Raw genomic sequence first — 20,073 nt, forward strand, 5'->3', positions numbered from 1 at the left:
GAGGTAAAGTTAAAGGCTCCGTGCCGCGCCCGCTCGGGTCCGGCAAACCCCAAGTCTAGCCTGTCCGCCGCTCCGGCAGGACCTCCGCAGGATCTTATCGATGACGCTCCAGTTCAGCCTCGGCCCCGTCGCTCCCGAAACCGTCGACACCCCCTGCCTGGTGGTGGGCGTGTACGAGAACGGCGTGTTCAGCAGCGCGGCTGCCCGTGTGGACACCGCCGCCCAGGGCGCGCTCAAGCGCCAGGTGGAGAGCGGGGACATCAGCGGCAAGGCCGGCAGCACCAACCTGCTGTTCGCGCCGGAAGGCGTGGTGGCCAGGCGCGTGCTGGTGGTGGGCCTGGGCGGGCAGAAGTCGTTCGACGGTGCGCGCTTCCAGAAGGTGTGCATCGAAGCGGCCCGCGCGCTGGGCCGGCTGCCGATCGAGGCGGCGGTGTCCTGCCTGACCGAAGTGGACGTCCCCGGCCGCGACGCCGCCTGGCGCGTGCGCATCGCCGCGCTGGCCGCCGACCATGCCGCCTACCGCTACACCGCCACCTTCAAGCCGCGCGAAAAGAGCTCCCAGCCGGAACTGGGCGCGCTGGCCTTTGCCGGCGGCGACGAAGGCAAGGCCGGCCTGGAGCAGGCCGCGGCCATCGCCGAGGGCGTGCGCTTCGCCCGCGAGCTGGCCAACCTGCCGCCGAACATCTGCAACCCCGCCTATATCGCCGCCCAGGCGCAGGCCTTCGCCGAAGGCCAGGACAAGGTGGCATGCCGCGTGCTCGACCACGTGGAGATGGAAAACCTCGGCTTCGGCTCGCTGCTCGCGGTAGGCCGCGGCTCGGCCAACAAGCCCAAGCTCGTAGTGCTGGAGTACAAGGGCGGCGCCGAGGGCGACAAGCCCTACGCCTTCGTCGGCAAGGGCATCACCTTCGACACCGGCGGCATCAGCCTCAAGCCCGGCGCCGGCATGGAAGAAATGAAGTACGACATGGGCGGCGCGGCCGGCGTGCTCGGCGCCTTCGTCGCCACGGTGAAGATGGGCCTGCCGGTGAACCTGGCCTGCGTGGTGCCGGCGGTGGAAAACATGCCCGACGGCGATGCCTACCGCCCCAGCGACGTGCTCACCAGCCTGTCGGGCCTGACCATCGAAGTGCTCAACACCGACGCCGAAGGCCGCCTGATCCTGTGCGACGCGCTCACCTACACGGCGCAGACCTTCCAGCCCAAGGTGCTGATCGACGCGGCCACGCTTACCGGCGCCTGCGTGGCGGCGCTGGGCAAGCACGCCAGCGGCCTGATGAGCAAGCACGACGACCTGGCCGCCGAACTGCTCGCCGCCGGCGAAGCCTCGCTGGACCGCGCCTGGCGCCTGCCGCTGTGGGACGACTACCAGGTGCAGCTGGATTCCGGCTTCGCCGACGTAGCCAATATCGGCGGCAAGAACGCCGGTGCGATCACCGCCGGCTGCTTCCTGGCGCGCTTCACCGAAGGTCAGCGCTGGGCGCATCTGGACATCGCCGGCACCGCCTGGGACGAAGGCCGCAAGGGCCTGGCCACCGGCCGCCCGGTGCCACTGCTGGCGCAGTGGCTGCTCGACCGCGTGGCGGAATAAGCGCGCAGCCCATGCCCCGCGCCGACTTCTACCTCATCGACAAGCCGCGTTTCCGCGAACAGCCGCTGCTGCTGGTGTGCGAGCTGTCCAAGCGCGCTTACGCGGCGCAGCAGCCGACGCTGATCCTCGCGCGCGATTTCGAGCAGGCCGAGGCGATCGACCAGCTGCTGTGGGATTTCGACGAGGACACCTGGATCCCGCACCAGATCGCCGGCGACGAAGAGGACGACAGCACCGCCGTGCTGATCGTGCCGCCGGGCGTGGAAACGCCCGACCGCCCCATGCTGATCAACCTGCGCGAGACCTGCCCCGCGGGGCGCTTCGAGCGCGTGCTGGAAGTGGTGGCGGCGGAGCCTGCGGAGCGCGAGGGTTCGCGCACGCGCTGGGGGGAATACAAGCGGCTCGGCATCGAGGTTGCCAAGCACGATATGTAGGTTGGGGTGAGCCGCAGGCGAACCCCAACGCTGCGATGCACATCCTAAGGTGGCGATGTTGGGGTTCGCCTTCGGCTCACCCCAACCTACGTCGCGGGCTCGGCCACCACCGTCGCCGCCAGCGCCTCCGCCAGCTGCTCGCCGGTCAGCGGCTTGCGCAGGAAACCGTCCATCCCCGCGGCACGCGCACGCTCTTCCTCATCGCCGCCAGAACGCGCGGTGATGGCGATGATCGGCAGATGCGTGCCGCTGTTTTCGCGCTGGCGGATCAGGCGCGCGATCTGGAAACCATCCACACCAGGCAGGTCCAGATCCAGCAGCATCGCGTCGCTGTCGTTCTGCGCCAGCTCGGTCATCGCCGCCAGGCCGTTGCCCACGTAGCGCACCAGATGGCCTTGCCGTTCGAGCAGGCCGCGCACCACCGCCGCGATGATGGTGTCGTCTTCCACCAGCAGCACGCGCAGGCCGGCGGCGCCGGGCGCGCGCGCAGGCGCGGCGCTGGGCGCGGCTTCTTCCTGCACCACCTCCAGTGGCAGGTGCACGTGGAAGCTGCTGCCGTGCGCCACCTTCGACTCCAGTTCGATATGACCGCCCATCAGCGCCACCAGTTCGCGGCAAATGGCCAAGCCCAAACCGCTACCGGCGCGCCGCTGCGGCCCGTTGGCCTGCTCGAAACGCTGGAACAGGCGCGCCTGGCTGGCTTCCGGAATGCCGGGGCCGGTGTCGATCACGCTGAAGCGCAACTCGCTGCCTTCGCGCCGCGCGCGCAGGATCACGCTGCCGCGCTCGGTGAACTTCAGCGCGTTGTTGGCCAGGTTGAGCAGGATCTGCTGCACGCGCAGCGCATCGCCCATCACCCGCGCCGGCAGGTCGTCGGCGATCTCCAGCTTGAAGGCCAGGCCCTTGGCGCGCGCCTGGCCCTGTTCCAGCGCGGCGATGTCGCGCAGCAGCGCGCGCGGATCGAACGGCGCCAGATCCAGCGACAGCTTGCCGGCTTCGATGCGTGCCAGGTCCAGCGCGTCGTTGAGCAGCTTGAGCAGCATCTTGCCGGAGCGCTGGATCGCTTCGGCGTATTCCTGCTGCTGCACGCCCAGGCCGCTGTTCAACAGCAATTCGGCCATGCCCATCACGCCGGTCATCGGCGTGCGGATCTCGTGGCTGAGCGTGGCCAGGAACTGCGTCTTCGCCGCGCTGGCCTGTTCGGCCAGGCGGCTGCGCTGCTCCGCCAATTGCATCTGATGGCGCTGCGCCAGGCGGCGGCGCCATACCAGCAGCGCCATCCACGCCAGCATCGCCACCGCCAGCACGTACATGCACCACGCCCACCAGCGTTCCCACGGCGGCGCCTGCACATGGACCTGCAGCGGCGCGGACATGCGGCCCCACACGCCGTCGGCGCCCGCGCCCATCACGGTCAGCGTGTAGTCGCCAGGCGGCAGGCTGGCGAATTCGCGTTCGCCGCGCGTGCCGGTGTCCACCCACTCGGTATCCAGGCCTTCCAGGTGGAAGCGATAGCGGTTCACCGCCGGGTCGATATACGAGAACACGCGCGCTTCGATATTCAGGCCGCGCGCATGCCAGTCCAGTTCCAGCGGACCGCCGCCCAGCACCGCCGGCTGCAGGCCGTTGCGGCCGCGCACGCTCACGCCGGTGATCGCCACCTGCGGCTTCGGCGCGTCGGCTTCGTCCAGGTCGGGATTGAACGCCACCACGCCGCCCATGGTCGGCGCGTAGATATAGCCGTCCGCCATGGCGGCGTAGCCGCGCACGAATTCGCCGTTGCTCAGGCCGTCCTGCAGGCCGAAGGTGCGGAAGCTGCCGGTGTCCGGATCGAAGCGGCGCATGCCGTCGCGGCCGAGCATCCAGACGCGGCCGCGCTTGTCCAGCGCCAGGTCCGCCACGTTCACCGAAGGCCAGCCCTGGCGCGCATCGACGCGGCGCTCCAGCACGAAATGGTCGCCCTCCAGGCGATAGCGCTCCAGGCCGTCCGGACGCGCCATCCACATGTGCTTGCCGTCGGGAGTGAAGATGAAGGCGTCGACCTTGCGATCGTTGTTCACGCCCGGCGCCGGTTCGAAGTGGTCGAAAGTGGGGTCGAGCCGCCACATGCCGCCGTCGCTGGCGTACCAGAACACGCCGTCGACCAGGGTCAGCTGCGCGCCCCAGCGGGTTTTCTCTTCGGCGGGCAGGAAGCTCACCGGCGTCACGTCGAGCGTGTCCTGGTCCACCCGGAACAGCCCCTCGGCGAAACTGCGCGCGTAGAGCTTGCGGTCGGGCCCCAGTTCCACTTCCAGCGGATGCACCATGCCGTGCTCGGCGGTGGGCACCTTGTCGAGCTTGCCGTGCGCGTAGCGATACAGGCTGCCTTGCGTGGCGACCCACAGGCGGTCGTGATCGTCCTCGGTCATGCCGATCACGTCGCCGCGCATCTCGGTGATGACGTGCTCGGCCTTGCCGGTGACCGGATCGAGCTTGTCGACGCGGCCGCCGCGCTCGCCTACCCACACGCGTCCGTCATGGCCGCGCGCCATCGCGGTGGCGACGCTGTCGCGCAGGCTGTCGGCGTCTTCCGGAATATGCGTGAAGCGGCTGATGCCGCTCCAGCCCGGCGCGAGATAACCCACGCCGCCGTCGAACAGCGCCACCCACAGGCCGCCTTCGCGGTCCTGCTTGATCGCCCACACCCAGGTGCCGGGCAGGTTGCCGTACAGCAGCGGCTGGTCCAGCACCTTCTTCACGGGGCCGCCGCGGCGCATCTGCAGATACAGGCCGCGCTGCGTGCCGATCCACAGGCGCCCGGTGCGGTCGCGCACGCTGCTGAGCACGTTGAAGTCGGCAATGTCCTTGCAGAACTTGCGCGCGATGCCGTCGGCGCCAACCACCAGCAGGCCGTGCGCGGCGGCGATGCGCACTTCGTCGCCGTCGCCTTCGATGCGCCACACCGAGATGGTTTCCTTCGGGTCTTCCTGCGGCACCAGGCTGATGCGGCCGTCCGGCTCGCGCACATAGACGCCTTCGTCGGTGCCGATCCAGATGCGGCCCTTGGGGTCCAGATACAGCGCGCCCACCGCGCCGAAGCCGCTGGGGTCGTTGCTCGGCGGCGGCGCGGCGATGTGATCGAAGCCGCTGCCGTCCGGACGCATGCGGTCCAGGCCGTGCTGGGTGCCGATCCACAGCGCGCCATCGGGGCCGACGATGGCATCCCACACCTTGTCGCTGGCGATGCTCTCGGGCACGGCCGGGTCGTGCGCCCAGTGCTGGAAGGTCTGCGTGGCCGGGTCGAAACGATTGAGGCCCGCTTCCAGTCCCGCTGCCCACAGCTGGCCCTTGCCGTCGAACAGCAAGGTGGCGATGCCGTTGTCGTGCAGCGAGCCCGGATCGTCCGCCACGTGGCGGTACACCTTGAACGCCACGCCGTCGTAGCGCGCCACGCCGCCCTTGGTGCCGAACCACATGGCGCCGTCCGGCGCCTGCGCCACCGCATACACACTGCTGCTGGGCAGGCCGTTGAAGGTGCCGTAGCGGCGGAACTGCGGCGTGGGCAGCACGCCGGCCATGCCGGCGGACGCCGCGGGCGCAGGCATGGGGGCATGCCCCTCCGCGGCCTTGTCGGCGACGGACGCCGACGGTGCGAGCAGCGCTAGGCCCAGCAGCAGTGAAGACAACATGAATTTCCCCCTAAGCAGGGGGATCATGCCAAATCGGACAGGCGGGTACGAGACCAGAAGTGTGAAGATGCCTTCACCCCAGAACCCAGGCGCCATGGCGCTTGCGAGGCCCCGCATAGAATGCCCGTCATGCCCCGCCGCTCACGCCTGCTGACCGCCGCAATCGCCCTGGCCGCCCTGGCCTGGCTGCTGTTCGCCGCGGCCGAACGCGCGCTGGCCCTGGCCCAGCGTTTCCTGCAGCTGCCGGCCTGGCTGCAATGGACCCTGGGCAGCGCGCTGGGCCTGTTCGCCCTGGCCGGCCTGGCGGTGCTGTGGTGGATCCTGCGTCCACGCCGCGCGCGGCGCGCGGTGGCCGCGCCGGACCGCGGCACGCTGGAGCGCCGCATCGATCAACTGCATACGCGCGGCGCCGACACCGGCACGCTCGCCGCGGAACTGGGCGAGCTGGATCGCCGCCGCGGCGAGGCGCGCGTCTACGTGGCCCTGTTCGGCGAGATCTCCACCGGCAAGTCCACCCTGATCCGCGCGCTCGCGCCGCAGGCCACCACCGTCAGCGATGCGCGTGGCGGCACCACGCGCCAGGTGCTGCACGTCGACAGCGCCTTGCCGGATGGACGTCCGCTCACCCTGGCCGACGTGCCCGGCAGCCGCGAAGCCGGCGGCGAGGCGCGCGAAACGCTGGCGCGCGAGGAGGCGCTGCGCGCGCACGTGGTGGTGTATGTCTGCGCTGGCGACCTCACCCGCACGCAGGCGCAGGAAGTGCACTGGCTCGCCGAATTCGGCAAGCCGCTGCTGGTGGTGCTCAACAAGGCCGACCAGTGGAGCGAGGCGGAACTCGCGCAGCTGCTGGAACGCCTGCGCCGCCAGACCGACGACGATGCGGCCGGCGTGGTCGCGGTGAGCGCCGGCGGCAGCGAGCGTTTCCAGCGCGCGCTGCCGGATGGCGGCGTCGAACAAGTGGAACGCCAGCGCAAGCCCGCCATCGATGCGCTGTGGAAGGCATTGGCGCGGCTGTCCTCGCCCGGCGCCGAAGGACTGGAAGCGCAGCGCGAACGCGCGGTGCTCGCCGGATTGCACGAACGCGTCGGCACGCTGGAAACGCAGACCCGCGCGGCCGAGGCCGAACGCATCGTGCGCCGCTACGCGCAGCGCGCGGTGATCGGCGCCATGGCCGCGATCGCGCCCGGCAGCGACCTGGTGATCCAGGGCGCGCTCGCCACCGCACTCACCCGCGAGCTGGCGAAGCTCTACGGCGTGCCGGTGAGCGACGTGCAGATCGACGACTTCCTGCGCCAGGCCCGCCTGACCCTGCGCACCGGCAGCTCGCTGGTGCTGGCGATCGCCGGCAATGCGCTGAAGGCTTTTCCGGGACTGGGCACCTTGGGCGGCGGCGTGCTGCATGCGTTCGCCTATGCGCTGATCTTCGACAGCCTGGGCCGCGCGCTCGCCGCCTCGCTGGCCGAACGCGAATCGCTGGACCAGGAAGACGCGGCGGACAAGCTCAAGGCCTTGCTGGCGGATGCGGGCGGGGTGCGCATGAAGGAGCTGGCGACGTTGACGCTCGATGCGTGGAAGGAAAAAGCGCAGCCGTAGGTTGGGGTGAGCCACAGGCGAACCCCAACATCGCCCGCTGCCTACGTTGCATGTTGTTGGGGTTCGCCTGCGGCTCACCCCAACCTACGCCGGCTTCGGGCGCACTTACCAGGAGGTGGCAACGCCAGGGAAACAATCCGTTCGGCGCCCGCCCGCTGGCGCCCCCTCCCACCTTCGGCCAGACTTCCCCGCCATGTCCTTCGCCCGCGCCACCGTCCTTGCCCTGATCCTGGCCGCCTGCGCCAGCGGTGCGCATGCCGCGTCCGCGAACTACCGCTACGACACCGTCCATAGCCAGATCGTTTTCAGCATCGACCACAACGGCTACTCCCGCCCGTTCGGACGGCTGCACATCGCCAAGGGCTGGCTGCGCTTCGATCCCGACGACTGGAGCCGCTCGGCCACCGAGCTGGATATCGACCTGGCCTCGCTGGACCTGGGCGATGCGGACTGGAACAAAGCGGTGCTCGGCGGGTCGTACCTCGACAGCGCGGGCGCCCGCTATGCCCATTTCGTCTCCACCTCGGTGGAGCGCAAGGACGGCGACAACGGCGTGCTGCGCGGCAAGCTCACCCTGCGCGGCGTGACGCGCGAAGTGGAACTGCCGTTCAGCGCCAACCGCGTGGGCAAGACCATCTACGGACTGCATACCGTGGCCGGCTTCTCCGCGCGCACCACGCTGGACCGCACCGACTTCGGCATCACCGCCAACCCTAATTCGATCGGCCGCAGCGTCACCGTGTGGCTGGAACTTGAAGCCATTCTCGACGACACGGTCGACAACACTCACAAGGAAACCCCATGAGCCTGCGCAGCAACGACCGCCAGTGGGGCTCGGTCGCCAAGTTCTTCCACTGGACCGTGGCCCTGCTGATCATCGGCAACGGCATCTTCGGCCTGTGCATGGACCTGGCGCACGGGCCGATGCAGAAGATCAACTGGCTGGCCCTGCACAAGTCGATCGGACTGACGGTGCTGGCGCTGTTCGTGCTGCGCCTGCTGTGGCGCATGAGCGAACGGCGGCCGCGCGAAGACCCCGCGCCGCGCTGGCAGCAGCTGGCCGCGCATACGGTGCATGCGCTGCTCTATCTGCTGATCGTGGCGCTGCCGCTCAGCGGCTGGTGGTTCAACTCCATCGCCGGCAAGCCGCTGCAGTATTTCAAGATGTTCAACCTGCCCGCGCTGGCGCAGGCCGACCAGGACATGCGCGGCCTTGCCGGCGACGTGCACGAATATCTGTTCTGGTTCCTGGTGCTGGTGCTGGTGGCGCATATCGCCGGTGCGCTGAAGCATCATCTGGTGAACCGCGACAACACCCTGCTGCGCATGCTTCCCTTCCGCCGCCTGCGCGGCGATACCTCTCAAGGAGACCGCTGATGAAACGCTATGCCTTTGCCTCGCTGCTGCTCGCACTGGCCCTGCCCGGCCTGGCCGGCGCCGCCGACTATGCGGTGCAGCCCGCCGGCAGCAAGCTGGGTTTCACCAGCAGCTTCCAGGGCGCCTCGTTCGACGGCACCTTCGGCAAGTTCACCGCGGCGATCAGCTATGACGCCGCCAAGCTCGCCACCTCGAAGTTCGACGTGGAAGTGGACCTCGCCAGCGTCAAGACCGGCGACAAGGACCGCGACGGCGCCCTGCCCGGCTCCGACTTCTTCAACGTCGCCAAGTTTCCCAAGGCGCACTTCGTCACCACCGGCTTCCACCAGAACGGCGCGCAGGTGATCGCCGACGGCAACCTCACCCTGCGCGGCGTGACCAAGCCGGTCAGCCTCAACGTCACCTTCAAGCCGGCCGGCGCCGGCGCCACGCTGGATGTGAGCGGCACGGTCAAGCGCCTGGACTTCGGCGTGGGCGGCGGCGAATACGCCGACACCTCGGTGATCGGCGCCGACGTCAAGGTCAGCGCACACCTCGTGCTCACCGCCAAGTAATGAGCGGCGACACGCTGTGGCAGCGCCTGCGCGGCTGGCTGGTAAAGCCGGACGCGCCAGGCGCCGCCGCGGCACCCGTGGCAGAGCGCGCACAGACGCGCATGGCCGACAGCCTGCGCCGCCTGCTGGATGACCCGGGCATTCCGCCGGCCATCCGCGAGGAACTGGCCGGCGATTTCGGCCGCATCGAAAACATGCTCGAACGGCTGCAGCGCGGTGAACTGCATGTAGCCGTGTTCGGCCGCGTCTCTGCCGGCAAGTCGGCGCTGGGCAATGCGCTGCTGGGCCGCGAGGCGTTCACCGTCGGCGTGCTGCACGGCACGACCACCCAGGCCGAGCAGGCCGCGCTCGACGAAGCGCGCGAAGCGGGCCTGGTGCTGATCGATACGCCCGGCATCAACGAACTCGATGGCGAGGCGCGCGAGCGGCTGGCCTTTGAAGTGGCCGAAGTCAGCGACCTGGTGATCTTCGTCGCCGACGGCGACCTCACCCGCGACGAACTCGATGCGCTGAAGACACTGGCCGCCACCCAGCGCCCCGTGCTGCTCGCACTCAACAAGGCCGACCGCTACGCACCCGCCGAACGCGATGCCCTGCTTGCGCAACTGCGCGAACGCGCGCATGGCCTGGTGCGCGACGACGACGTGGTCTCCGTAGCCGCGCGCCCTACGCCGCAGCGGCGCATGGAAACCGACGAACACGGCCGCGAACATCTGCGCGAACTGCCGGCGCCGCCGGACGTGGCCGCCTTGCGCGAACGCCTGCTTGCCATCGCGCGGCGCGAAGGCAAGACGCTGTCCGCGCTCAACGCCGGCCTGTACGCAAGCCGGCTTACCGACCAGGTAAGCGAACGCATCGCCGAAAGCCGGCGCCGGCTGGCCGACAAGCTGATCCGCAACTACTGCCTGGCCAAGGGCGTGGCGGTGGCGCTCAATCCCATCCCCGTCGCCGACCTGCTCGCCGCGGCGGGCATGGATGCGGCGATGGTGCTGCAGCTGTCGCGCGTGTATGGACTGCCGCTGACGCGCGCCGAATCCGGCAAGCTGGTGGCGGTGATCTCCGCCCAGCTCGCCGCGCTGATGGGCGCGGTATGGGGCATGCAGCTGGTGGCTTCGGCGCTGAAGGGCGTGAGCGCGGGTCTGTCGGTGCTGGTGACCGCGGCCGCGCAGGGCGCGCTGGCCTGGTACGCCACGGTGCTGATCGGGCGCGCTGCGGAGCGCTACCTGGTGGCGGGCAAGTCCTGGGGCGAGCTGGGGGCGAAGCGGGCGGTGGCGGAGATCGTGGCCGGGCTGGATCGCGATTCGATCCTGCGCGAGGCGCGCGAGGAGATCCTGCGCCGGCTCAAGTCGCGCTGAGCTTGACCGCCAGAAAGGCGCGCACCGCCGCCGCATCGAACGGCCAGTCCAGCTCCCGCCCGTCGCGCACGTCGCGCAGCACCGGCACGCGGGTGCCGTAGCGGTCTTCCAGCTCCTGCGCGTCGTCCACCCACACGCTGTCGAAATCCGGTGCGCGCGCCTCAGCCATCACGGCCAGGGCCTGGTCGCACAGATGGCAGTAGTCGCGCTGGTAGAGGATCAGGTCGGCCATGGCGGCAACAGACGCTCGCGTACGGACTGCGGGGCAGCGGGGGGATGCGTAGAATAGCGGGTTCCCCGTCCAGCCCCAGCACAAAGCCATGGCCGTCAGCGTATTCGACCTCTTCAAGATCGGCATCGGACCGTCCTCCTCGCATACGGTCGGCCCCATGCGCGCCGCCGCGCGCTTCGCCGAACGCTGGCTGGACGAAAAAGGCGTGCTGGGCCGGGTGGTGCGCCTGCGCGCGGAGCTGTTCGGTTCGCTGGCCATGACCGGCCGCGGCCACGGCACCGACAAGGCGGTGCTGCTGGGCTTCGAAGGCGCGCATCCGGACACGGTCGACCCGGACCGCATTCCCGAAACGCTGGAACGCATCCGCCACAGCAAGCGCCTGCGCGTGCTGGGCCGGCACGAGATCGAATTCGACGAGAAGCGCGACCTGGTCTTCAACAAGCGCCAGAAGCTGCCGTTCCACACCAACGGCATGCGCTTCACCGCGTATGACGCCGAAGGCCACGAGCTGGGCACGCGCGACTACTACTCGGTGGGCGGCGGCTTCGTCGTCAACCAGGACGAGGCGGCCGAAGACCGCATCGTCGCCGACACCACCGCCCTGCCCTATCCGTTTTCCACCGGCGACCAGTTGCTGGCGCTGTGCGCGCAGCACGGCTTGAGCATCGCGCAGCTGATGATGGAGAACGAAAAGGTGTGGCGCAGCGAGGAAGCAACCCGCGCCGGCCTGCTCACCATCTGGAAGGCCATGCAGGACTGCGTCACCCGCGGCCTGCGCTCGCCCGGCACCCTGCCCGGCGGCCTGAAGGTGACGCGCCGCGCGCCGGCGATGGCGCAGGAATTGCGCAACCAGCCGGAAGCCGCACTGAAGGACCCGCTCACCATCCTCGACTGGGTCAACCTGTACGCGCTGGCGGTGAACGAAGAGAACGCCGCGGGCGGCCGCGTGGTCACCGCGCCGACCAACGGTGCGGCCGGCATCGTGCCGGCGGTGCTGCACTACTACCACCGCTTCTGCCCCAAATCGAACGACGACGGCGTGATCGAATTCCTGCTCACCGCCGCCGCGGTCGGCATTCTGTACAAGGAGAACGCTTCGATCTCCGGCGCCGAGGTCGGCTGCCAGGGCGAAGTGGGCGTGGCCTGCTCGATGGCGGCCGGCGGCCTCACCGCCGCGCTGGGCGGCAACGTGCTGCAGGTGGAGAACGCCGCCGAGATCGGCATGGAACACAACCTGGGCCTGACCTGCGATCCGATCGGCGGCCTGGTGCAGATTCCCTGCATCGAGCGCAATGCGATGGGTTCGGTGAAGGCGATCAATGCCAGCCGCATGGCGCTGAAGAGCGACGGCAAGCATCGCGTGTCGCTGGACAAGGTGATCGCCACCATGCGCGACACCGGCCGCGACATGAAGGACAAGTACAAGGAAACCTCGCGCGGCGGCCTCGCGGTGAACGTGATCGAGTGCTGACGGCACAGCCGTAGCGCGGCTGTCACCTAGGGAAACTCCTTATTGCGGCTCCATGACAGGCCGGCGCTGAATGCGCCGGTCTTTTCATTTCCGGAGTGCGCCATGTTTCCCGTCGACGCAGGATCTTCCGTCCGCTACACGCCCCCGGCCACACCGCCTCCGCCCCCGCCGCACATCGTCAAGCCGCAGGAGACGGTCGCAACGATCGCAAAAACTTACCAGGTGACGCCGGAAGAACTTGCGCGCACCAACCACATCACGGTCGACACCCAGCTCACGCCCGGCCAGCAGCTGCAGCTGCCGCCCAACGCGGTGCAGCCCGCGCAGACCGATGCCGCGCCCGCCGCCCCCGCCACGCCGGCCGCCAAGACAGACGCCGCCATCGCCGCCTACCAGCAGGCGGTGAAGGACCGCACCGAGGCCACCAGCAACATGCCGCAGAACGGCGCGCTGCGGCAGGAGATCCGCCAGGGCGCGGACGATGCAGTGAACAAGGCCAAGACCGCGATGGACCAGGCCATCCACGACGAGATCGCCGGCGAAGTCGCCCAGCGCAACCAGGGCGTGCCAGGCCAGTTCCGCACGCCCACCGACCAGCTGGTGGCGAATGCGGGCGATGCCATCCTCGCGCGCCACCAGGGCGATGCCGGCGCCACGCCGCTGATCAAGGACGCGGTGCACACCTACCAGGTGCAGGCCAAGGCCGACTCGCTGATCCCCGGCTACTACGGCGACTGGAGCGCCGCGGACAAGCTCAAGGGCATCAACCTGCAAGGCCAGCCCAAGGAAGTGGTGGATGCGGTGCTGGCCGATCCGCGCGTCAAGCAGTGGGTGGCCGATGCGGCGCACGATGCCAGCGGCAAGTCGGCGGCCGATTGCGCCAAGTACCTGGCCGACCTCACCCGCGCATCGCCGGAGCTGGGCCGCGAAGTCACCACGCATTGGTGGAACGCCCAGGACACTCAATCGTGGATGTCGAGCAACAGCGAAGTGCTGAGCGCGATGTCCGACCCGGATATCTACCGCGACCTCAGCGTGGTGTACCGCAACCTCGGCGGCAGCGACGCCGGCCAGGCGGCGCAGAGCGACTTTGCCGGCGACGTGGCGAAGTATCTGGAACGCAACTCCATGCTCGCCAACAACAACGACGTGACCAAGGCCATCTCCGATGGCGGCGATCCCGCGCTGGCGCTGGCCGTGGCCAGCAACCTGCAGGCCGACGGCAAGAACACACTGGCCATGCAGATGGTGAGCTCGGTGAAACTCGGCATGGGCAACCTGCAGCAGGTGACGCTGAAACAGGACATGCAGGCCTACGCCAAGCAGACCGAGGAACTCAACAACCTGATCAAGGACCTCGGCCCCGGCCTCACCGACGACCAGAAGCAACAGGCCATCCAGAAATACATCGACGGCAAGGGCAAGGACTGGCAAGACCAGTTGAAGGCGAACAAGGACAAGCTCGTCACCGACGTGCGCGCGCTGGACCTGGACATCACCTCGCTCACCAGCGTGCCCGACAACTTGAAGAGCTACGGCCTCACCAAGGAAGGCGCCGCCAAGCTGCTGGACGACGACACCACCAAGCAGTCGATCGAATTCGCCGCCACGCAGGACCCCAGCGTGTTCGACGGCGAGGAAGGCGGCGAAGCCGCGAAGCTGCTGATCGAGCTGGGCCACAAGGATAAGGACTTCACCGCCGCGGTCGGCAAGGCCTATGTGGTGAGCCACCTGATGCCTTCGCTGGGCGAGATGAACCCGTCCGACGACGCCAGCATCGCCAAGGTGAAGCAGGCGCTGGAATCGTTCCGCGGCCTCGGTGCGCAGATGCTGGGCATTCCGCAGGGCGAAGTGGACAAGGGCATCGACAAGCTGGAGGAAGTGGTCAACTCGCTGCGCACCGAAACGCTGGAAGACGCCAAGCAAGGCAAGGCGGTGAACGAGTTCGCTTCGGTGCAGAAGGAATTGCAGGAGCTGAAGGAACTGCCCTTCAGCGACGCCAAGGCCGGCATGCTGTTCCGCACGATGGCGCTGGGCATCACTGGCGCGGCCTTTATCAGCCAGACCGGCAAGACCATCGAAGACCCCAGCGTGCAGAACGTGATCGGTTCGCTGGCCTTCGGCCTGGACCTGGCGCCGGCCAAGAACGCCCTGACCGGCACCATCCAGGCCCTGGACAAGAACAACGTGCTCGAACAATGGGGCCATGCGGCGCCGGAGATCACCGAGAAATTCATCGGCGTGCTCAACGTGGCCTACTTCGCCGCCGGCGCGGTGAAGGGCGTGGCCGACCACGACTATCCCACCGCGATCTTCTCGGGCGTGGGCGCGGGCGGCGCGGCCCTGGCGGCTTTTGGCGGCGAGGAAATGCTCGGCGGCTTTGCCGGGCCGATCGGCATCGCGGTGGCGACCATCGCCGTGGTGGCGCTGCACTTTATCGAGCAGCACCACAAGGACCAGGAATACAAGGAAGCGCAGGACAAGTTCCTGGAAGGCGCCGGCATCGAGAGCAAGGACGAGCGCGAGGCGCTGATCGGCGCTGGCCCGGACCAGCTCAATGCGATGCGTGCTCGTGGCATTACGCCGGAAAATATCCAGGAGATCGCCGAGACGGATCCGCGGCTGCTGCATATCGCTTATGGCACGGATGGCCAGGGGCGGCCTTATTGACGGCTACCGACAGGACCCGTCACCCCAGCGAAAGCTGGGGTCCAGTGCCTTCGGAACCTTAAAGGCGCTGGATTCCAGCTTGACCAGCTTCGCTGTTTTGAAGCGCCTCGCTGGAATGACGGGGGTCGATACGTTGCCGAGTTTGCGCGCGCATCGAATGACGTAATTTTTTTCCGCAAGCAGCGCATGCTTCTTCTTGTTAATCGGCTGCACACAGCGATATCGAGCGAAAGATCCTGCAGCTAGGGAAACTACGTATTGCCGCTCGATGACGGCGGGTCTAAATGCCAATGCCAGTCCCCACGGCAACACGGCAAGGAGTCCGCCATGAACATCATCCCTGCAGATGCATCCACCAGCTACGCGCAGCCGCAGCTGCCGCCGCCTGCGACCTACACCGCCACCGGCAAGGAAACGGTCACGCAGGTGGCGCAGCAGTTCAACCTCGCCCCGGAAGAGCTGGCCAGCATCAATCGCATCAGCGTCGACAGCACCCTGTCGGCCGGGCAGGTGCTCACGCTTCCGGCGCACGCCGCGGCCACCGCGCAAGCTGCACCGGCGGCGCAGACGCCGGCGCAGAAAACCGATGCTGCGATCGCGGCCTATCAAGCCGCCGTCAAGCAGCACGACGACGCCATGCACGATGCGCCGCGCAATGGCGCATTGCGCGGCGATATCGACCGCACCGAGCAGGACAAGGTCAATACGGCGAAGCAGGCCATGGATCAGGCGATCGGCGATGAGATCGCCGGCGAAGTCGCGTTCCGCAACCAGAACACGCCGCCGGACTTCCGCGCGCCGGCCGACCAGCAGATCGCCAGCGCCGGCGCCGCGATCATCGCGCGCCACCCCGGCGATGCCGCGCTTGCCACGACGCTGCAGGCGAGCGTGGATGCCTGCAAGCTGCGCAGCCAGGCCAACGCGCTGATCCCCGATTTCTCCGGCGACTGGAGCGCGGCCGACAAGCTCAAGCACATCGCGCTGGATGGACAACCGCAGGACGTGGTCGATGCGGTCGCCGCCGACCCGCGCGTGCAGGCCTGGGCCAAACAGGCGGCCGGACAGATCGACCAGGCCTATGCCGGCGGCAAGAACGGATCCGGCTCGCTCGACGCCGCCCACGCCCTGCTCGACAGCATCCAGGGCCTGCCGCCGCCGCTCGCCGCGGAAGTGGTGCGCCAGAGCCTGCCGACCATCCAGAAGATGGGGCAGATGTCGATGAACGGAGACGGCGAGCAGACCTTCGGCACCATGCAGCGCGTGATCAGTGCGCTTGGCACCGGACCCGACGCGCAGGACCTGGCCAGCCAGGTCGCCGGCGCCTATCTGCACCAGGCCGAGGACTGGAGCCAGCGGACGGTGGATTCCGTCACCACCGCGATGAACGGCGGCGTCCGCCCCACGCTCGCCATGGCGCTGGCGAATGCGCTGCAGAACGACGGCAAGACCGATCAGGCGCAGGACATCACCGTCGCGGCCACCGTCGGCCAGCAGAACTACCTCGCCAACGTACCGGGCAGCCCGCTCAAGGCCTACAACGATGCGCATGGCGCCAAGCTGGAGAAGGACGAGCATCTGGCCGAGCTGCTCAATCATGCCGGGCCGTTGAACGACCAGCAGAAGCAGGCCTTTATCAAGGCCTACCGAGCCGACCCCGACAACGCCAAGGTGTATCAGGCCGAGACCGATGCCGGACGCACCCTCGCCTCCTACATGAGCGCCCACCAGGACGAACTGGTCGCCGCCGCCGGGCGCAGTCCCGATAACGCCAAGCAGCTCTACGACTCCATCGAGGATCTGAACCAGTCCGGCCAGGGCAAGACGGCGCTGGCCTTCGTCGTTGCCATCGACGCCGATCCCGCGGCGACCAAAGCCTTCAACCAGTTCTCCGATTACCAGAGCAAAGTCGTGAACGACTCCATCGCCGCGGCGCAAGCCCAGCTGCTGGTGGAAGGCCATGGCGACGCCAAGGGCGCAGCTACCCAATTGCTCGCTCTCGCCGCACCGTTGTTCCAGGCCAACGACGGCTGGTCGCAGCTGACCACCAACTACACGCGCATGGCCGAGAACAAGGAAGACGCTTTCACCGCCAAGGTGCTGGGCGAGGAGTTCAAGGAACTCGGCCCGGGCGGCAAGGGGCTGGCGATGGCTTCGATCATGGTCAATGCCATCAACGGAGATCTGGGAGACAACATCAGCGGGGTGATCAACTCCTATTCCACGGCCGGCGGCACCACCGTGGGACTTGCCAGCGGCGCCCTGCAGTCCCTGGTGGACGCCGAGAAAGCCGGCAGCAAGACCGCGAGCCTCGCCGAGTTCAGTGCACGCCTGGTTCCCGGCCTGTCGCTGATCGCCGCCACGAGCGCGTGCAAATCGGATTTCGACAGCATGCAAAACAACCCCGTCTATGCGGGCGCCGTGATCGGCGATCTGTTCTCGGTGATCGGCAGCACGCTTGAGGTGGGCGGGGTCGAAGTGCCTGGCGCCTTCATCAATGCCATCGGCTCGCTGGTGGCGGCGCCGTTCCAGTTCGCCGGCGGCATCATCGACGACATCACGGACGCCAACCAGATCCACGCGGACGTCAGGAAATACCTGGGCGCCGATGGCGTGAACCTGAAGCCGAGCGACATCGACATGATGGCGAACGCCGATCCCGGCCAGGTCAACCAATGGCTGGGCACCGGCATCTCGCCCGACGAGCTGCAGGACCTGGCGCGGATCGTTCCGAACATCTTGCAGAGCAACCACTCCGGTGGTCCCGCCATCAGCTCGCTGCAGGATGCGGGACTCAGCGGCCAGGACGTCTACGACATGCTCAAGGCCGCCGATGCGCAGGCACCGTGCGTGGGCGCGGCCGAATTGATGCGAGTGCTCTCCAACCCGCATGCGTTCGACATCGGCGGTGCGCGCAACAAGGCGACCCTGGCCGACGACCTGCGCGCCATCGCGCAGCAGGAGCGGAACAACACCGCGGGCGACCCGGCGGAGAACCTTCGTACCGCGAACGCGGCGCAAACCGCTTCCGACTGGCTGGAACTCCACATCACCGCGTAAGGCGCGAGGCAGCACCACACTGGAGAAGCGCGCCCATGGATGGGCGCGCCAGCTTCCCAAGCGCCCTCCATACGCCCCTGAAGGTGCCGCAAACCCCTTGCCCTCACGGCAAATGTTGCGCCGCGCCATGCACTTGCCGCACCCGCAGAATCTTCCGAAGTTCCGTCCCGCCGGGCTGACAGCCGCGCTAGGGGCTGTCATCATCCGGCCCTTGTGCCGTCCGCGGGGGCGGCCTTCGAGATCCAGATCCTGCGGGAGTTTGCATGTCCTCTTCCAGCTCCATCCGGCGCGACGTCGGTCCTTTTGCGCTCATGCTTACCGGCCTGGGTTCCATCATCGGCTCCGGCTGGCTGTTCGGCGCGTGGCGCGCGGCAGGCCTGGCGGGACCCGGCGCCATCTGGGCCTGGGTGCTCGGCGCGGCCATCATCATGACGATCGCGCTGACCTACGCGGAACTGGGCGCGATGTTCCCCGAGTCCGGCGGCATGGTGCGCTACAGCCACTACTCGCACGGTTCGCTGGTCGGCTTTATCGGCGCATGGGCCAACTGGATCGCCATCGTGTCGGTGATCCCGGTCGAAGCCGAAGCGTCGGTGCAGTACATGGCCTCGTGGCCGTGGAAGTGGGCGCAGGACCTGTACATGCACATGCCCGACGGCAGCGGCGAGCTCAGCAACGCGGGCATCGCCATCGCCGCCGTGTTGGTGATCGTGTACTTCCTGCTCAACTTCTGGAGCGTGAAGCTGTTCGCCCGCTCCAACACGGCCATCACCGTGTTCAAGCTGATCGTGCCGGCCGCCACCGGCCTGGCGCTGATCGCCAGCGGCTTCCACAGCGAGAACTTCTCGGTGGGCGTGCACGGCGACGCGCATGCGATCGACTTCGCCGCGGTGCTCACCGCCGTGGCCACCGCGGGCATCGTATTCAGCTTCAACGGCTTCCAGAGCCCGGTGAACCTCGCCGGCGAAGCGCACAACCCGGGCAAGAGCATTCCGTTCGCGGTGATCGGCTCGATCGTGCTGGCCACCATCGTGTACGTGATCCTGCAGCTGGCCTATCTCGGCGCGGTGCCGCCGGAGATGCTGGCGAAGTCCGGCTGGCACGGTATCGATTTCCGCTCGCCGTTCGCGGAGCTGGCAATCATCGTCAACCTGCACTGGCTGGCGATGCTGCTCTACGTCGACGCCTTCATCAGCCCCAGCGGTACCGGCATCACCTACACCGCCACCACGGCGCGCATGATCTACGGCATGGAGCGCAACGGCACGCTGCCGAAGCTGCTGGGCCGCATCCATCCGAAGTGGGGCATCCCGCGTCCGGCGATGTGGTTCAACCTTGCGGTGTCGTATCTGTTCCTGTTCAAGTTCCGCGGCTGGGGCACGCTGGCAGCGGTGATCTCGGTGGCGACGATCATTTCCTACCTCACCGGCCCGGTCAGCGCGATGACCCTGCGCCGCACCGCTCCCAACCTGCACCGCCCGCTGCGCATCGCCGGCCTGCCGGTGCTGGCCGGCGTTGCCTTCATCATGGCGACGGAACTGTTGTACTGGGCGAAGTGGCCGCTGACGGGCGAAATCATCCTGCTGATGGTCGTGGCCCTGCCGGTGTACTTCTACTACCAGCTCAAGGCCGGCTGGCACGACTTCGGCCGCCAGCTCAAGGGCGCGTGGTGGCTGATCTTCTACCTGCCCACCCTGGCCCTGGTGTCCTGGGCCGGCAGCACCACGTTCGGCGGCAAGGGCTACCTCAGCTACGGCATGGACCTGGGCGTGGTCGCCGTGGTCGGCCTGGTGTTCTATCTCTGGGGCGTGAAGTCCGGCTGGCGCACGCCGTCGGTGGAAGCGGCCGAGCTGGAGGCGCAGGCGCATCCGGGCGCGCCGGTGGTGCCGCCGGATGAGTTCGAGTCGGAGCGCATCGCGAAGCATTGAGCTTTGCGGACGTCCAAATAAAAACGCGCGGTGAGAGCCGCGCGTTTTTTTATGCTCCGGTCCCGGCGACGGAAGCCGGCGTAGGTTGGGGTGAGCCGCTGGCGAACCCCAACAATGCGATGCGCTTGAAGGTGGTGATGTTG

13 protein-coding genes are annotated in these 20,073 nt (G+C 68.1%); 11 read left to right on the plus strand and 2 right to left on the minus strand.

The genetic code is table 11. The features are described from left to right. Nucleotides 1-100: 100 nt before the first annotated feature. Nucleotides 101-1,591 (plus strand): leucyl aminopeptidase, encoded by a 1,491-nt coding sequence (locus KK141_RS01570; RefSeq protein ID WP_214569718.1) that lies wholly within the window; start codon nucleotides 101-103, stop codon nucleotides 1,589-1,591. A gap of 11 nt (nucleotides 1,592-1,602) precedes the next feature. Then, a complete protein-coding gene (locus KK141_RS01575; protein WP_167257009.1) occupies nucleotides 1,603-2,025 on the plus strand; it encodes a DNA polymerase III subunit chi in 423 nt (140 codons plus the stop codon). Nucleotides 2,026-2,111: 86 nt separating this feature from the next. Here the strand turns inward: KK141_RS01575 and KK141_RS01580 are convergent, their stop codons facing one another. After that, nucleotides 2,112-5,693 carry a hybrid sensor histidine kinase/response regulator gene (locus tag KK141_RS01580; RefSeq protein ID WP_214569719.1) on the minus strand — a complete coding sequence of 1,194 codons (3,582 nt, stop codon included), beginning with the start codon at nucleotides 5,691-5,693 and terminating at the stop codon, nucleotides 2,112-2,114. Between the two features lie 129 nt (nucleotides 5,694-5,822). Here KK141_RS01580 and KK141_RS01585 point away from each other — a divergent pair, with 129 nt between their 5' ends. The 5 genes from KK141_RS01585 (at nucleotide 5,823) to KK141_RS01605 (ending at nucleotide 10,572) form a co-directional block, all read left to right on the plus strand. Next, nucleotides 5,823-7,286, plus strand: coding sequence for a GTPase (locus KK141_RS01585; protein ID WP_214569720.1), 1,464 nt, complete (start codon nucleotides 5,823-5,825; stop codon nucleotides 7,284-7,286). Nucleotides 7,287-7,479: 193 nt separating this feature from the next. After that, on the plus strand, nucleotides 7,480-8,091 hold the full coding sequence (locus KK141_RS01590; protein WP_214569721.1) for a YceI family protein: 612 nt from the start codon (nucleotides 7,480-7,482) through the stop codon (nucleotides 8,089-8,091). After that, complete coding sequence (locus tag KK141_RS01595) at nucleotides 8,088-8,663, plus strand: cytochrome b (protein ID WP_214569722.1); 576 nt, start codon at nucleotides 8,088-8,090, stop codon at nucleotides 8,661-8,663. The genes KK141_RS01590 and KK141_RS01595 overlap by 4 nt, the downstream gene beginning before the upstream one ends. After that, nucleotides 8,663-9,217 carry a YceI family protein gene (locus KK141_RS01600; RefSeq protein WP_214569723.1) on the plus strand — a complete coding sequence of 185 codons (555 nt, stop codon included), beginning with the start codon at nucleotides 8,663-8,665 and terminating at the stop codon, nucleotides 9,215-9,217. The genes KK141_RS01595 and KK141_RS01600 overlap by 1 nt, the downstream gene beginning before the upstream one ends. Beyond that, nucleotides 9,217-10,572 (plus strand): GTP-binding protein, encoded by a 1,356-nt coding sequence (locus KK141_RS01605; protein ID WP_214569724.1) that lies wholly within the window; start codon nucleotides 9,217-9,219, stop codon nucleotides 10,570-10,572. The genes KK141_RS01600 and KK141_RS01605 overlap by 1 nt, the downstream gene beginning before the upstream one ends. Here the strand turns inward: KK141_RS01605 and KK141_RS01610 are convergent. Further along, a complete protein-coding gene (locus tag KK141_RS01610; protein ID WP_214569725.1) occupies nucleotides 10,559-10,804 on the minus strand; it encodes a glutaredoxin family protein in 246 nt (81 codons plus the stop codon). The two genes, KK141_RS01605 and KK141_RS01610, sit on opposite strands and share 14 nt — an antisense overlap. Before the next feature lie 88 nt (nucleotides 10,805-10,892). Here KK141_RS01610 and KK141_RS01615 point away from each other — a divergent pair, with 88 nt between their 5' ends. The 4 genes from KK141_RS01615 to KK141_RS01630 all read left to right on the plus strand — a co-directional run bounded on the left by KK141_RS01615 (nucleotide 10,893) and on the right by KK141_RS01630 (nucleotide 19,930). After that, nucleotides 10,893-12,275, plus strand: a complete 1,383-nt coding sequence (locus tag KK141_RS01615) for an L-serine ammonia-lyase (RefSeq protein ID WP_214569726.1) — start codon at nucleotides 10,893-10,895, stop codon at nucleotides 12,273-12,275. 102 nt (nucleotides 12,276-12,377) lie between these two features. Next, nucleotides 12,378-14,945, plus strand: coding sequence for a LysM domain-containing protein (locus KK141_RS01620; protein ID WP_214569727.1), 2,568 nt, complete (start codon nucleotides 12,378-12,380; stop codon nucleotides 14,943-14,945). A 327-nt stretch (nucleotides 14,946-15,272) separates the two neighbouring features. Further along, the gene (locus tag KK141_RS01625; protein WP_214569728.1) at nucleotides 15,273-18,002 is read left to right on the plus strand and encodes a LysM domain-containing protein; all 2,730 of its coding nucleotides are present in this window, start codon (nucleotides 15,273-15,275) and stop codon (nucleotides 18,000-18,002) included. Between the two features lie 263 nt (nucleotides 18,003-18,265). Next, entirely contained in the window at nucleotides 18,266-19,930 is a 1,665-nt protein-coding gene (locus KK141_RS01630; RefSeq protein ID WP_214569729.1) for an APC family permease, read from the plus strand. The last annotated feature ends 143 nt before the right edge of the window (nucleotides 19,931-20,073 follow it).

It is taken from the genome of Dyella sp. LX-66 (assembly GCF_018599165.1).
GTDB classification, from domain to species: domain Bacteria; phylum Pseudomonadota; class Gammaproteobacteria; order Xanthomonadales; family Rhodanobacteraceae; genus Dyella_D; species Dyella_D marensis.

Coding starts and splice junctions, on each gene's coding strand:
- KK141_RS01570 (WP_214569718.1), top strand. CDS start 101: ATGACGCTCCAGTTCAGCCTCGGCCCCGTCGCTCCCGAAACCGTCGAC.
- KK141_RS01575 (WP_167257009.1), top strand. CDS start 1,603: ATGCCCCGCGCCGACTTCTACCTCATCGACAAGCCGCGTTTCCGCGAA.
- KK141_RS01580 (WP_214569719.1), bottom strand. CDS start 5,693: ATGTTGTCTTCACTGCTGCTGGGCCTAGCGCTGCTCGCACCGTCGGCG.
- KK141_RS01585 (WP_214569720.1), top strand. CDS start 5,823: ATGCCCCGCCGCTCACGCCTGCTGACCGCCGCAATCGCCCTGGCCGCC.
- KK141_RS01590 (WP_214569721.1), top strand. CDS start 7,480: ATGTCCTTCGCCCGCGCCACCGTCCTTGCCCTGATCCTGGCCGCCTGC.
- KK141_RS01595 (WP_214569722.1), top strand. CDS start 8,088: ATGAGCCTGCGCAGCAACGACCGCCAGTGGGGCTCGGTCGCCAAGTTC.
- KK141_RS01600 (WP_214569723.1), top strand. CDS start 8,663: ATGAAACGCTATGCCTTTGCCTCGCTGCTGCTCGCACTGGCCCTGCCC.
- KK141_RS01605 (WP_214569724.1), top strand. CDS start 9,217: ATGAGCGGCGACACGCTGTGGCAGCGCCTGCGCGGCTGGCTGGTAAAG.
- KK141_RS01610 (WP_214569725.1), bottom strand. CDS start 10,804: ATGGCCGACCTGATCCTCTACCAGCGCGACTACTGCCATCTGTGCGAC.
- KK141_RS01615 (WP_214569726.1), top strand. CDS start 10,893: ATGGCCGTCAGCGTATTCGACCTCTTCAAGATCGGCATCGGACCGTCC.
- KK141_RS01620 (WP_214569727.1), top strand. CDS start 12,378: ATGTTTCCCGTCGACGCAGGATCTTCCGTCCGCTACACGCCCCCGGCC.
- KK141_RS01625 (WP_214569728.1), top strand. CDS start 15,273: ATGAACATCATCCCTGCAGATGCATCCACCAGCTACGCGCAGCCGCAG.
- KK141_RS01630 (WP_214569729.1), top strand. CDS start 18,266: ATGTCCTCTTCCAGCTCCATCCGGCGCGACGTCGGTCCTTTTGCGCTC.